The sequence below is a fragment of the Oceanirhabdus sp. W0125-5 genome (assembly GCF_027938815.1).
Lineage (GTDB): Bacteria > Bacillota > Clostridia > Clostridiales > Clostridiaceae > Oceanirhabdus.
On the sequence record NZ_CP115913.1, the window covers coordinates 537,035 to 552,103 of the forward strand.

11 protein-coding genes and 1 other annotated feature are annotated in these 15,069 nt (G+C 29.7%); of the genes, 8 read left to right on the forward strand and 3 right to left on the reverse strand.

Annotated elements, in window-relative coordinates:
* Positions 1-275: 275 nt before the first annotated feature.
* Positions 276-2,747: a hypothetical protein gene (locus OW730_RS02680; protein WP_271227552.1), complete on the forward strand. Its 2,472-nt coding sequence runs from the start codon at positions 276-278 to the stop codon at positions 2,745-2,747.
* Between the two features lie 289 nt (positions 2,748-3,036).
* On the opposite strand, the gene asnS is transcribed toward OW730_RS02680, so the two are convergent.
* From asnS to OW730_RS02695, 3 genes are all read right to left on the reverse strand, one after another.
* Positions 3,037-4,428 carry an asparagine--tRNA ligase gene (asnS, locus tag OW730_RS02685; RefSeq protein WP_271227553.1) on the reverse strand — a complete coding sequence of 464 codons (1,392 nt, stop codon included), beginning with the start codon at positions 4,426-4,428 and terminating at the stop codon, positions 3,037-3,039.
* 112 nt (positions 4,429-4,540) lie between these two features.
* Positions 4,541-4,817: a binding site (T-box leader), on the reverse strand.
* 63 nt (positions 4,818-4,880) lie between these two features.
* Positions 4,881-5,423 carry a 2'-5' RNA ligase family protein gene (locus tag OW730_RS02690; protein ID WP_271227554.1) on the reverse strand — a complete coding sequence of 181 codons (543 nt, stop codon included), beginning with the start codon at positions 5,421-5,423 and terminating at the stop codon, positions 4,881-4,883.
* A 53-nt stretch (positions 5,424-5,476) separates the two neighbouring features.
* Positions 5,477-6,019 (reverse strand): hypothetical protein, encoded by a 543-nt coding sequence (locus tag OW730_RS02695; protein ID WP_271227555.1) that lies wholly within the window; start codon positions 6,017-6,019, stop codon positions 5,477-5,479.
* 232 nt (positions 6,020-6,251) lie between these two features.
* On the opposite strand from OW730_RS02695, the gene OW730_RS02700 reads away from it, so the two are divergent.
* From OW730_RS02700 to OW730_RS02730, 7 genes are all read left to right on the forward strand, one after another.
* The gene (locus tag OW730_RS02700; RefSeq protein ID WP_271227556.1) at positions 6,252-6,407 is read left to right on the forward strand and encodes a DUF1540 domain-containing protein; all 156 of its coding nucleotides are present in this window, start codon (positions 6,252-6,254) and stop codon (positions 6,405-6,407) included.
* A gap of 322 nt (positions 6,408-6,729) precedes the next feature.
* Positions 6,730-7,989, forward strand: a complete 1,260-nt coding sequence (locus OW730_RS02705; RefSeq protein WP_271227557.1) for a UDP-N-acetylglucosamine 1-carboxyvinyltransferase — start codon at positions 6,730-6,732, stop codon at positions 7,987-7,989.
* 11 nt (positions 7,990-8,000) lie between these two features.
* Positions 8,001-8,783: an MBL fold metallo-hydrolase gene (locus tag OW730_RS02710; RefSeq protein WP_271227558.1), complete on the forward strand. Its 783-nt coding sequence runs from the start codon at positions 8,001-8,003 to the stop codon at positions 8,781-8,783.
* A gap of 135 nt (positions 8,784-8,918) precedes the next feature.
* Positions 8,919-9,413, forward strand: coding sequence for an SEC-C metal-binding domain-containing protein (locus tag OW730_RS02715; protein ID WP_271227559.1), 495 nt, complete (start codon positions 8,919-8,921; stop codon positions 9,411-9,413).
* A gap of 254 nt (positions 9,414-9,667) precedes the next feature.
* Positions 9,668-11,659: a methyl-accepting chemotaxis protein gene (locus OW730_RS02720; protein WP_271227560.1), complete on the forward strand. Its 1,992-nt coding sequence runs from the start codon at positions 9,668-9,670 to the stop codon at positions 11,657-11,659.
* A 199-nt stretch (positions 11,660-11,858) separates the two neighbouring features.
* Positions 11,859-13,877, forward strand: coding sequence for a sigma-54 interaction domain-containing protein (locus tag OW730_RS02725; protein ID WP_271227561.1), 2,019 nt, complete (start codon positions 11,859-11,861; stop codon positions 13,875-13,877).
* Between the two features lie 437 nt (positions 13,878-14,314).
* Complete coding sequence (locus OW730_RS02730) at positions 14,315-15,052, forward strand: gamma-glutamyl-gamma-aminobutyrate hydrolase family protein (RefSeq protein WP_271227562.1); 738 nt, start codon at positions 14,315-14,317, stop codon at positions 15,050-15,052.
* The last annotated feature ends 17 nt before the right edge of the window (positions 15,053-15,069 follow it).

Sequence of the window (15,069 nt, forward strand, 5' to 3'; positions counted from 1 at the left end):
CTTTGAGTGCATCACTTTACAGTTCTTCGTTTTATAATATGTTCAGTAGTGAGTGTGGGTTCGCGATTTCACATAAAATAAAAACAAATTGAGAATTGTCCCTTAAAATGTAACCTTATTTTAACTTAAAATACTTTATTATACTGTAAAGTTATTATGGGTGATGAAAATGAGATGTAAAATATACTAAGAATCTTTGTTTTTATGGTGAATGTGAAATTTTGGAGCTAGTAGAGTCAAATAATAATAGAACTTATAGAAGAGGAGTGGGAGATTTGAATAAGAAAGTATTAGCTATAGTTACGGCACTTATACTACTTGTTGGGTGCACAGTGAATGATTTAGATAAGCGTGGAGAGGATTTATCTACGAAAAACAAAACTACCCAAAGAACAACACAAGGGGAGAAGGATGGGACAAGCATCAATGGAACTACAGCTGCAGATACAGATGCCAGCAGTGCTCACTTTAATGAGCAAGGTGAGGCAAGCAATAACGGAGATAACACCGATAAAGATAGGACAAGTACTCATATAAAGCATGAAAATAAAGAAGAGACAAGCAACAATCAAAGAGGAGAAACGGATGAAATAAAAATCAATTCAAATACTGAAGACAGATTAAAATTAGAAGAGATATTTGAAGATGATATAGGTTCAACCTATAAAAGAAGCAGTTCGTCAGGGAAGTTGCAGATAGATAAATTAGTGGATTTTGGAAGAAAAAAATATCTTCATGGAATATACTTTTTTTACGAAAGTTATGATTTAGATGCCATGGAGAAAGGTGTGAAAAAATTTGATTCATACTACTATAATGTTAGTGAAAAAGGTATTGAACTGTTTACCCAAAACACAACAATTAATATATTAAAAAAAGAAGAAGCAGAGAAAAAAGAGAGTTGGAATGGCGACTTTATAACAGAGCAGGGAGAAAAATTTAACGCAGATTTCAAGGTTATAAGATGGGATGAGAACAGCGTGCAGATAAGAATAAAATCAGTAAGTTCAGGGGAAAAAACTTTTAAAGAATATAAAGCAATTTATACATATGAAAAAGGTAAAGGATTAACGTCAATATCTATAAAAAACAATCTTGAGAAAAATTATGAAATATCTGTACATAAAATCAATGAGAATCAGAGAATAGAACTTCAAAAACTTAGATGGCCTGAGATAGATAAGGTATTTATACAAGAGGATAAAATTATAAAAGGATATTACGATTTAAGTGATGAATATTACGAAATGCTTAAAGGTAAGTTAAAAGAGTGTTTTAATATTCCAGAGGTTCCAAAAGAAGAAGCATTAAAAATACTTAAAGAATTCTACAGTAAAATGCCAGATGAATCCCAAAGAGCAGTAAGTTATATCAGTGATATGGGGAAGATAGTATATAAGGGGACAGATGATCCATACTTTCTAGCAGTGGCAGTTAAGGAATATGAAAGAAGAATAAAAGAATTCAGTAAAATTTATGAAGAAGAAAGAATAAGATATCCTAAACTTCATGATGGTCATATTCACTGGACAAAGATGCTTTTAAGCAAACCATATTTTCATTTAGGTGTTAGCGAAACATTTGATAGAAGATTAAATATCTACCTTGATAACTTTCTAAAACCAGTTGAATATGAGGATTATAGGTTTGCACCAACGGAAAAATTTATAGAGAATTTAATGTCTGAAGAATATCCCCAGTATATAAAAAATTACTTGAATTACAAGAAATATTCATATTATACGCTGGATTTGAGAAACAATCACCTTAAATCAGAAAATCTATGGAAAAGTATAATTTCAATGGAAGAGATTAGAGACTCTGGAGATAGTAGATATGATGAATTTATAGAGGACATTTTTAAGGATATGATAAAACCTAAAATATTGAGAGGAAAAATCAGCAAGCTCTATATAAAGACAATGGATGATTATGCTAAGTCTAGTAAAAATGAAAAACATAAAGAAATAATCTCACATATTAAAGAATTAAATAAAAAACATGGTGGAAATTATTCAGAGGAGCTTAATGAATATCTTATGAATTTTACTAATGCAATTAGTGAAAAGCATATAAAATATATTTTAGAAGATGCTAAGGAAAACAAACACGAGGAAGAGCTTTATTCACAGCTAGAAAATCACTATAAAGAGGTAGAAGAAATTAAGAGCGATAATATTGTAGAAGTTTGGAATGGATATGACTTTATAAAAGCAGTAAAGGATAATAATGTGATAAAAGTTATGGATCACATTGTAATAGATCCATTTGAAGTTGATGAATATTTGAAAAAAATAAATACTTTTGATGGGAATATAAGATTTGAAGGAATTAAAAATCTCACAATTATTGGAGCGGGAAACACACCTATAAGAGTAAGCGCAGCTTCAACATTTGAGGTATTTGGATTTATAGATTGTGAAAATATAATTATAAGAAATTTATCTATAGGACATTGGAATGATGCCTGTAATGGAGCAGTTATATATGCAGAAAATTCTTCAAATATAAGGGTTGAGAACAGTGTTTTATATGGGTGCGGAACCATAGGGTTGGAATATACAAACGTAAAAAAAGCATCTGCGGTAAATACTCTAATATGGGACTGTTCAGAAGTAGGAATAGAGTTTTATCAAGTTCAAGGTGCGTATCTTAATAACGTGATAATCACCGAGAATGGAAGAAATTCAGTGTACAAATGTGGGTGTAAAGATATCAATGAGATAAATGTATATCTGGGAAATTAAAACTATCAGTGATGAAAAAGATAAGTGGACAGATAACTGTCCACTTAAATTACTATATTATCAATTTATTAATCTATCGATTTTTGTCTTCGAATCCTTGAAACAATATAAAATTGTAATTTCAAATACAATATCTTATCTAAAGATAAGATGAGTAAACATCTCTTCTTCTAAAGACCAATACAATGTAGATTTTCACCTAAGTGAAAATCATCCATCATTATACATTGTCCATTATCAATTATACATTTGATTCTAAGCTATTATTCACTCAAAAAGCCTTTGGCTTTTAAAACTCAGCGTTCTTTGGAGTTCTTGGGAATGGTATTACGTCTCTGATGTTTTCCATTCCAGTTAAGAACATGATAAGTCTTTCAAATCCGATACCGAATCCAGAGTGTACAGTTCCACCGTACTTTCTAAGTTCTAGGTACCACCAGTAATCTTCCTTGCTAAGCTCCATTTCTTCTAATCTCTTCTCAAGCATATCAAGTCTTTCTTCTCTCTGACTTCCACCAACAAGCTCTCCAACGCTAGGAACAAGTAAGTCCATAGCAGCAACAGTCTTGTTGTCATCGTTCATTCTCATATAGAATGCTTTGATATCTTTTGGATAATCAGTAATAAATACAGGTTTTCCAAATACTTCTCCAGATATATATTTTTCGTGTTCAGTTTGAAGATCGCATCCCCACTCAACTGGGAATTCAAACTTTTTACCACTGTTTTGTAATTTTTCAACAGCCTCTGTATAAGTGATTACACCAAAATCTGATTCTAAAACATTAGTTAATCTCTCAATAAGAGTTTTATCAACGAATTTGTTGAAGAATTCCATTTCTTCAGGAGCGTGCTCCATAACAAATTTAATTACGTATTTTACTAAGTCTTCAGCAACTTCCATATCATCCTTAAGATCAGCAAATGCCATCTCAGGCTCAATCATCCAGAATTCGTTAGCGTGAATTCTTGTGTTTGAGTTTTCAGCTCTGAATGTAGGTCCAAAAGTATAGATGTTTCTGTGTGATAATGCAAAAATCTCTCCGTTTAATTGTCCACTAACAGTTAGGTTAGTCTCTTTTCCAAAGAAATCTTGAGTAGTATCAACTGTACCATCTTCGTTCTTAGGAATATCGTTTAGCGGTAGAGTTGTAACTCTGAACATTTCACCAGCACCCTCACAGTCACTTCCAGTTAGGATTGGAGTGTGAACATATACAAATCCTCTTTCAAAGAAGAATTGGTGTATAGCGTGTGATACTAAAGAACGTACTCTGAATACTGCAGAGAAAGTGTTACTTCTTGGTCTTAAGTGAGCAATAGTTCTAAGGTACTCAAGTGAGTGTCTCTTTTTCTGTAGAGGATAGTCAGTGTTTGACATACCAACAACCTCAACAGATTCAGCGTGAATCTCAAATGGCTGCTTAGTTCCAGGCGTTTCAACAACCTTACCTACAATACATAAAGATGAAGAAATAGGAAGTTTAGATATTTCTTTAAAGTTCTCTAATTTATCATCAAATACTATTTGAACATTCTTGAAGAAGCTCCCATCGTTAACTTCTATGAAACCAAAAGTTTTTTGACTTCTTAAAGTTCTAATCCATCCTTCAATTTGAATTGACGTGTTAAGGTGTTTTTCTGTATCTCTGTATAGAGATTTGATTAAAGTAGTTTTCATAAACGTACCTCCTTCGATTTTGTGTTTGAATTTATTAATAAATTTTTAGGGATGATCATGTTATTTCATCAATACATCTAAAAAAGGCAATAAAAAAACTTTCATCCCTATAGTAAGGGACGAAAGTGAACTTCCGCGGTACCACCCAAATTGCCTTTTGGCCTCTCTATCACAGCGTGCAAGGTGAATATCATAAATAATAATAAAAGCAGCATTACTGTGTCCAATGAATAACGGTTTGGCTCCGTCTAGTCCTACTAACAATAAAAGTATTGCTTTCAGGTAGAAACTCAGAGATGTTCTTCAATATAAGCATCGTATAAGGCTCACACCATTCCTTACTCGCTGGGACTACATCCTATATTTACTCTTCTCATCATAGTATTTAAAGTGTATTATTTGTTAATATATGTTTTACCATAAAAATGGTGAAAAATCAATAGAAAATTTAACTAATTAAGAGAAAAACTCTTCAATACCATTTCGTTTTTATCATTAATTGGTTTCCATAATTCTATACTTTCAATGATTAATGATTTCTTAAAATTAAGGGACTGTACTAAAGTGCATGCTGATACATATTCAGCTTGAGACCATTTTCTAGTTGAAAAATTATTATTTGCTAAAGAAATATGAAGATCCCAAGCATTAATATCATCTCTTACAGAAAATCCTCTTAATTTAAGTTGATTATTAATATGCTTGATAAATTCCATAACTTTTAAATCTTTATTAATTAATAAATTTACAGATTTAAAAGGTGGCTCAAAGCAGATTGCACCATTTACTTCAATAATAAAAGGAGATTTTCCAGATATAATTTCGTCTAAGGCAGAAATAAGTTTATCTATTTGTGGATTATCAATAACTTCCAAAGTCATGTGGAGTATAGGAAGGTCTTGGTATAAATCGTATTTAGCACTTATTTTCTTTTGAATTTCTTCAATTTGAGAATATGATTCCGAATCTAAAATTCCAACTAAATAATATTTCAATTTCTACGCCGTTAGATACGACTTTCAACTCCTTTCAATAAACGTTAAGGTAATTAAAAGCTTCTTAATGGAAAACTCATAATAACATTATCTTTTCTTGGTCCACCGATTCTCCAAAGTTCTAATTTAACGATTTTACCGTAGCTTATAATTTCTTCACATGGTTTGCTTTTTATAACTGATAAACAAGTGTTTTTAGATAATAATTTTTTAAAATTGTAATTTCCATTTGCAATTGGAATCATAAGAGTATTATTTTTAGTACTTAATTTCATACCATGTAGAGATAAAGTATCAGAAATATTTCTCTGTATAGTAGAAATATATCCACTTTGATCTATTTCAATATAAACCTTATTATCTTTAGTTAAAGACATAGAATTATTAACTTTAATTTTAAAATGTTTATATGGTGCTAAGACCTTACATACTACAGATTCAGCGATATCCATATCAATATCTAAAAGTGTACAAATAGGTACATGTAGTGTAGATGTAGGTTTATATAAATTTAGTTTTCTACAAACATTTCGTTGAATTTCTTTTAAATTATAATGATTACTCCTTTCGAAAAGAGCTACTAATTGATATTTCATAAATTCCTCCACTATATTAATCCGATACATTTTAATTATAGAGATTCCAAGTGAAACTCTATAGTTGAATTTATACTATTATATCACATTTAACTATAATTGTATTATTACTTTACTAAATGGATAATTAATTAGAAAGAAAATTTAAAAAATATTAAATAAAATATAATTTATTTAGAGATACTAAAACGGTAACAGTCAATAAATTTTATTTTAATAGGGAGGATTCAAAATGGAAAACAGAAGTATAGGTTGCACAGTAAAAGAATGTAAACATAATAATAATGGTATGAATTGTTGTACACTAGAAAGAATAGAAGTAAAGTGTCATACTCCACGTGCTGAATCTCCAGAATGCACAGATTGTGCTAGCTTCTGTAGAAGATAACTTTAAATTTTCTAATATTGAAAAAACCCTCCTTTGGAGGGTTTTTCAATATTATGAAAAAAATTAATGTAATAACAATAAAAAATACTTAAAAAAGATTAAAATCTACACTATAATACTTATTTAGATGTTGTTTATAGAGGATAAATCTATGATTTTTAATCAATATTTGATATAATACTTATAGTTATGCGAATGAGGGAACGAGATAGGTGATAAATCGTTTAATACTTGAGTAGCGCAGAGAGCTGTAGTTATATTGAAATCGAGCTTTTTGAGCAGCTTGAAAGTAAATTTTACAATAGGGTAAGGATGAATATAGATGAATAAAATCGTTATACAAGGTGGAAAGAGAATAAATGGTGAAGTAGATATTAGTGGTGCTAAAAACGCAGCAGTTGCAATTTTACCTGCAGCTATATTAGCTAGCGAAGGAAAATGTTGTATAGAGAATGTGCCGAATATTAAAGATGTTAATTGCATGCTTAAGATACTAGAAAGCTTAGGGTGTGAAATCGAAAGAAATGAATCTACTATATGTATAGACAGTACTAATATTAAAACCGTTTATGCTAATATTGATGAAGTAAGAAAGATGAGAGCATCATATTATTTGATTGGTTCAATGTTAAGTAGATTCAAGGAATGTAGTGTTGATTTACCTGGTGGATGTGCAATAGGAGTAAGACCAATTGATCAGCATATAAAAGGATTTGAAGCTCTTGGAACAGAGGTTGAAATCAGCCATGGTTCTGTTAAAGTTAAAGCAGATAAACTTCAAGGAACTAATATTTTCTTTGATGTTGTTAGTGTTGGAGCAACGATTAACGTGATGATGAGTGCCGTTTTAGCAGAAGGTACTACAATACTTGAGAATGTTGCAAAGGAACCACATGTTGTTGATGTAGCAAACTTTTTAAATGCTATGGGAGCAGATGTAAAGGGTGCTGGTACGGATGTTATTAGAATAAAAGGTGTAGAAAAATTACATGGATGTACTTATAGTGTAATTCCAGATCAGATTGAGGCTGGAACATTTATGATAGCTGCAGCGGCTTGTGGAGATGAAGTACGAATTAAGAATGTAATACCTAAGCATTTGGAATCTATATCAGCGAAGCTTATTGAAATGGGTGTTGAAATAATAGAAGATGATGATTCTATTATTGTTAAATCAAACAAAAATCTTAAAGCTGTTAATGTTAAAACACTACCATATCCAGGATTCCCTACAGATGTTCAACAACCAATGTCAGTATTATTGACAGTGGCAGAAGGAAGAAGTATAGTTAATGAAAGTATATGGGAATCAAGATTCAGACATCTAGATGAACTTGAAAAGATGGGTGCAAAGGTTAAAGTTGAAGGTAGAATTGCTGTTTTTGATGGTGTTAATAAGCTAACTGGAGCAGAGGTTGAGGCATCAGACTTAAGAGCGGGCGCAGCTATGGTAATAGCTGGATTAATGGCTGAGGGAACAACTCATATTAGTGGGCTTGAGCATTTAGATAGAGGATATCCTAATATAGAAAAAAAATTAAGTGCTTTAGGTGCACAAATAAAAAGAATTAATGTTGAATAAAGGTGACTTTTATGAAATTTTGTCCGTTATATAGTGGTAGTAGTGGAAATAGTATTTTCTTCGGAGAAGGAGAAGATAAAATTCTTATTGATGCAGGTTTGCCTGGGAAAAAAATAGATATTGCTATGAGTGAGATACAGGAAAATACTAGCGATATAAAAGGAATATTTGTTACTCATGAACATAGTGATCATATAAAGGGAGTTGGAGTATTATCTAGAAAATATAATATTCCAATTTATGCTAATGAGTTGACATGGAAAGCCATGTATGGCAAAATAGGAAAGATAAAGGATGAAAATATTAAAATAATAACTAAACCAGTAGCCATAGGTAATATTATTGTTGAACCATTTAAAACATCACATGATGCAGCGGATTCTTGTGGATATATTATTCATAGTGGTAATAGAAAAACAGGAATAGTTACTGATTTAGGAATATTAACAGAAGATGTTCAGAATAAAATTAAAGATTGTGAAATAGTTCTTTTAGAATGCAATCACGATGTTGAGATGCTAAAATTTGGTCCTTACCCTTATGTTCTAAAGAGAAGAATATTAAGTGATTTTGGACACATATCAAATGAAGCATGTGCAGAAGGAATTTTGAAGATTTTTAATGGTGATAAAAAACATATTTATCTTGGCCATTTAAGTAAAACTAATAATCATCCGGATTTAGCCTATAAGACAGTTGAGAGTATACTTGAGTCACAAGGAATACGAATAGGTCATGATATAAATCTTATTATGACAAACAGAGATAAAATAAGTAAAGTAATTAACTTATAGAGAATCTACTGCGAAATTTGATTTATGCATGTTCCAAAATCTCGATAAACTAACGAGTTATGGACTTGTATAAAGCAATTATTGAGCTAAGATATCTATACAATAAATGAAATAAATGTAAAAGGGGATAAAGAAATGAGTATATATAAGCAATGGACAGATACAGTAGTTGATATTGTTAGAACACAAGGTGAACAAGAATTCTGGAATCAATATGGAAAAATTGAAATTCAATTCTACAAAAAGTTCTTAAGCGAGCCTAAAGTAATTGAAGGAAAAATTAGAGATTTAGCTGTAGAATTCGGAATAACAAATGTTTATTTTGTTGGAATTATGGATGGAATCAATGATAGCTTAGAAAATTCAATTGATTTAGAAGAAATAACTATTGATAGCGAAGTTAAGCTTGAAGTTAATTTAGAAAAATTATATTTCAACATGTTAGATGCTAAAGCAGATTACTTATATGGATTACCTGAGTGGGATGAAATTTTCACTGAGGAAAAGAGAAAAGAGATAGCTAAAGAATATAAGAAATCTAAAATTGTAGTTAAAGAAGCTAAAGTTGGTAGAAATGAGCCTTGTACATGTGGTTCAGGTAAAAAATACAAGAAATGTTGCGGTAAGTAAATATTAAATTAGAAGCGTAAATTATTCATGAAGATAATTTACGCTTTTTATTTTCATAAATATTCATGTTTTTCACAAAAAAGAAAGGAGAAGCATTTATTACACAAATATAAAGATAGTAATAGATATAAACGATAAATAATATAGATAAAAAAATACAAGAAAAATATAATTTCATGGTAAATCATGGAGTAACTAGTATATAATAGTGTATATACAGTTGTGTAACAATATATTGATTAGGGGGTTGCTTTATGAAAAAACGTTTTTCAATAAGAATTAAGTTATTAAGTGCTTTTTTAGCTATGATAGTGGTATCTCTATCAATTGTAGGGGTGAGTTTACTTGGATATGACAAAATATATGATAAGATAATCCCCACTTTTGGAATAAACAAAGATATTGAAAAAACAATTAATAATATTGAAAGAATAGAAAGAGATTTCTTTATTCATGGTAAATATGAGGAAGAGTTATATTCTGGAGAAAGTATTTTTGTTAAACAATTTAATGAAGAGTATACAAAGCTTGTTGGAGAGTTAGAACAACTTGAGAAGAACATAATTGAATTAGATGAAGAGTTTGACAAATCACATTTTGAAAGTATAAGAGAAAAATTAAGTGATTATAATAACAGGTTTAACGAGATTGTGAATTGTATTAAGAATATTGGTATTGAAGATTACGGATATACTGGTGAGATGAGAAAATATGTTCATAATATCGAAGAAATTGTTAATGAAAGCAATGAGGATAAAGTAACTATAGAATTATTACAATTAAGACGTACTGAAAAAGATTTCTTATTAAGAAAAAGTGCTAAATATAGAAATAAATTTGATGCTAACATGATTAAAATGAAACAAGCAATTGCAAATAGTGAGTTAGAAAATAAGGACAAGTTAAATAAGGAACTAGATGAATATCATAAGGTTTTTATCAAGATTATTAATGAGAATATTAAACTTGGAACAGCAACAGATGATGGGTTAATTACAAAGAATGCACAGGTTATTGATGATATATTTGTAGATGCAAATGTTCTTAAGGATAAAATTGATTCTTTGATAAAAGATACGGAAATGATTATGATAGGAACACTTATTGCAATGGTTATATTTAGTTCAATAATTGCTATAATATTTGCCCTATTCCTATCTGGTATAATATCGAAGCCAATTAAAAAAGTTAATATACTTTTAAATGATATTGCTGAGGGTGAAGGAGATTTAACTAAAAAATTAACTGTTAAATCAAATGATGAGTTGAATGAAATGGCTCATGGATTTAATAAATTTGTGGAAAAAATAAAAGACTTAATTATAAAAGTCAAGGAACAATCTGATAACTTAAATAGTTCAGTAACAGAAATTAATTATGCAATTGAGAATGCTAATAGCAATGTACAAGATATTTCAGTTAAAATGGATGTTGTTTCCGATTCTGTTCAGAACAATTCAAGTTTAGCGGAAGAGATAAGTGCAAGCATTGAAGAAATTTCTAATGGAGCACATATTGTTTCAAATGAAGCCACTGAAATAGATGGTGATAGCAAGAGCATGATGACATCAGTTAACTATGGTGTGGAGAAATTAAATGAAGTTCATGATAGTATAAATACAGTTAAAGCATCTTCAGAAGAAATATTTGATATAATGAAAGAGTTTAATGAATTATCATCAAGAATACACAATATAACTAACATGATTACAGATATTTCAGATCAGACAAACTTACTTGCACTTAATGCAGCTATTGAAGCGGCTAGAGCAGGAGAACAGGGACGAGGTTTTGCTGTTGTTGCTGAAGAAATAAGGAAGTTGGCAGAGGAGAGTAAAAACTCTGCAAATAGCATAACTGAAATTGTTTCAGAAATAAATGTTAAGAGTGAAGAAGCTTATAAGAAAATTGCAGAAGAACAGGATATAGTTGATATATGTGTTGATAAAGCAACTGAAACTAACACAGAATTTAAAAATATTATTGAACTTATTGAAGGTATAGTAAATAAAATTAAAAATATCTCATCATTATCTCAAAATCAATCAAATATAATCGAGGAGATTGCTAGAGGAATAAGTGATTTTTCACAATCAACACAAGAAACAGCTGTTTCTTCTGATGAGATAAATAATAGAATTGAAGATCAGGCAGCAACTTTTGAAGAAATAGGTGCTCAAAGTGAAATGTTAAAATCACTTTCTGATAATCTTAATGAATTGATTGAATTGTTTAAGGTTCAATAATATATAGTTTTTGAATATATAAAAAAAACATAGCCACTACTTGGCTATGTTTTTTTGCTATAATATAGATAGAAACTATAGAGATTCCAAGTTAAAGCTAAATTTATACACATTCAAAACTCATAGAAACGCTGCGATTTTGAATATGCATAAATAAAGTTTAACTATGGATTCTCTATAAGTAGTGGGGTGAACAAAAGTGAAAAGTATTGCTGTAGTAACAGATGGCAAAAATAAACTTGATACATTTTTGAAAAACAATCTATATGAAATCTTTCAAGGATATGCTGAGATTAATCTATATCATTTTAATAAGTTAAAAGAAGGAGATAAATTAAAAGAAAATGTAGTACTTGTTATGATAAAGGACAGAGTACTGAAGGCTAAAGATTTCGTTGATGATAGCAAGAGAATAATAGTAATTGATAGAACAATAAAGGCAAAAGAAGTGTATAAGGTCTTTGCAATACCGGATAATATGGATGTTCTTGTTGCTAATGATAATTATGAAACAACACTGCAGACTGTATCACTTCTTTATGAAATAGGAATTAATCATTTAAATCTTATTCCATACGATTTCAAAAGTAATTATGAAAATATTAAAATTGCAATAACTCCTGGTGAGAGTAACTTTGTTCCTGAGCATGTTGATAAAATAATTGATTTAGGAAATAGAATTATTGATATATCTACATTTTATAAAATTGTATCTCTTCTTGAAATAAAAGATAAGGATATTATAGATAGAATCCTTAAGTATTCTGATGATCTTATAAATATACATTCTGGTATTGATGAAAAGCTTAAGGAGTTAGTTATTAGAAATGAGCATATGGACACCCTGATAAACTTATCAAAAGATGGAATATTACTTAGTTCTTTAGAGGGGAAGATTACAACATATAATAAGAAATTCTTAGAAATTTTGGATCTTAGCAATAGCCAAGTTAAAGATGCAAATATTAAAGATATTTTTGAAAATAAACTATCATTTTTAGTTGATAAAGAGAATGTGGTTGATGAGGTTGTAAACATTAAGTCAAAATATCTCAATATAAATAAGAAAACTTTAAATTATTTAGGTAAAAAAAACGGAGCATATATTAATATACAAGAAATAACTTACATTAGGCAATTAGAGCAGAATCTAAGTAAGAAATTAAGAGAAAAAGGACAGATAGCAAGATATGAATTGAAGGATATAATAACATCTTCGGAAAGAATGATAAAGTGTAAAGCTTTTTCAAAGAAGATTGCAAAAACAGAATTAACAGTTCTAATAACAGGTGAAAGTGGAACTGGTAAGGAATTATTAGCTCAATCAATTCATAATGCATCAGATAGAAATAAACAGCCATTTATCGCAATAAATTGTGCTGCAATGCCTGATAATTTGCTTGAGAGTGAGCTTTTTGGATATGAAAGTGGTGCTTTTACGGGGGCTAATAAAGAAGGAAAACGAGGATTATTTGAACAGGCTAATAATGGAACAATATTTCTTGATGAAATAGGAGACATGCCTCTTCATCTTCAAACTAAGATTCTAAGAGTGTTACAAGAAAGACAAGTTATGAGAATTGGTGGAGAGAGTGTTATAGATATAGATGTAAGAGTTGTGGCAGCTACAAATAAATGTCTTCGTGAATTAATAGCAGAAGGAAGATTTAGAGATGATTTATATTATAGGCTTAACGTTCTTCCTATAAGGATACCTTCTCTTAGAGAAAGAAAAGAAGATATAATTTTATTACTAAAGCATTTTATGAAGCGAGAACTTGAAATTAGACCTAGCGTAACACAAGTTTTAGAGAATTATAATTGGAATGGTAACATAAGAGAGTTAAAAAATGTTGCTGCATATATAGATACTCTCTGTGAGGGGGATAATGTTACTATAAATGATCTTCCAGAATATATTAGTGTTAATTGCAATAATAATTACAAAGTTGAGATTGAAGCGTTAAATAATAAGAAGTGTTATGAGAATGCTATAAATGTACTTAAAATATTAAATGATAATATAAAGAGTGGAAAAGGTATGGGAAGAAATAGTTTGATAAGTATTCTTACTCAAAAGAATATATATTGTTCAGAGGGGGAAATGAAAAAGGTGTTAACTCTTTTGGATAATCTAGAGTTAATAAGTTCTTCTGTAGGAAGGGGAGGAAGTAAAATATCTGAGAGAGGAATAGCATTCTTGGAGTATATTCAATAAGGGGTATTAAATTATAATTTGAAGTAAATAGGAAAATAAATAGGAAAACTAAAATCCTATTTATCCTATAAAATAGAGGAATGGGAAAAAATATCAACACCAAATATAGATTATTTAATAAATTTTATATAAAGTAAAGCTTAAGATAGCATATGAATAAAATATAATATTAAAAGTAAAGCTATAATTACAATTGATAATATATTAACAAAAATAAATAGAAATTTGTAGAAAAAAGCGCTGTGTAATGCGCTTTTTTACTGTTTATTTTAAATAATATAATAACTCATATAGACGTAATTATTTTTTTATAAATTAATAAAGTATTAATTAAATTCTAAAAGTTTTAATAAAAAATGAATTTTCTTAACAAGTTGGCATAGATATTGCTTTATTATATTTGTGTTAATGAAGATTGATAGTAGGAGGCAACCTAAATGGTTAAAGACAAAATCGTAGTCGGTATTTCAGGAAGTTATATGATCGATGAAGGAGGAATGTTTCCAGGATACAAGAGAGCATATGTAAATGATGATTATGTGCAATCCGTAGTTATGGCTGGTGGTATTCCATATATTATTCCTGTTGTACATGACGAAGATGTTATTAGAGAGCAGTTAAAAAATGTTGATGCTTTAATTCTTTCAGGAGGACATGATGTTAATCCTCTTGAGTGGGGAGAAGAACCTTCAAATAAATTAGGTGGAATTCTTCCGATAAGAGACAAGTTTGATATTACATTAATGAAAATTGCTAATGAAATGAAAATGCCTGTTTTAGGTATTTGCAGAGGAGAGCATATTATTGCAGTTGCAAATGGAGGAAGCTTATATCAAGATTTATCATTCATTGATGGATGTTACATCAAACATAATCAAGCACACCTTTCAAATGTGGCAACTCATACAGTAGAAGTAGATGATGATAGTAAGTTGTGTGAAATGTTAGGTAAAACTGTAATGACTAATAGTTTCCACCATCTTGGAGTTAAGGATGTACCACAAGGATATAAAGTGGTTGCAAGAGCTAAAGATGGCGTAGTGGAAGCAATTGAAAAACAAGGTGAACATTTTGTTTTGGGAGTTCAATGGCATCCTGAGATGATGACAAGGGACTATCCTGAAATGTTAAATATCTTCAATAGATTAATTGAAGAAGCAAGAAAAACAAAATAGTTTTAGGGAGGAAGATT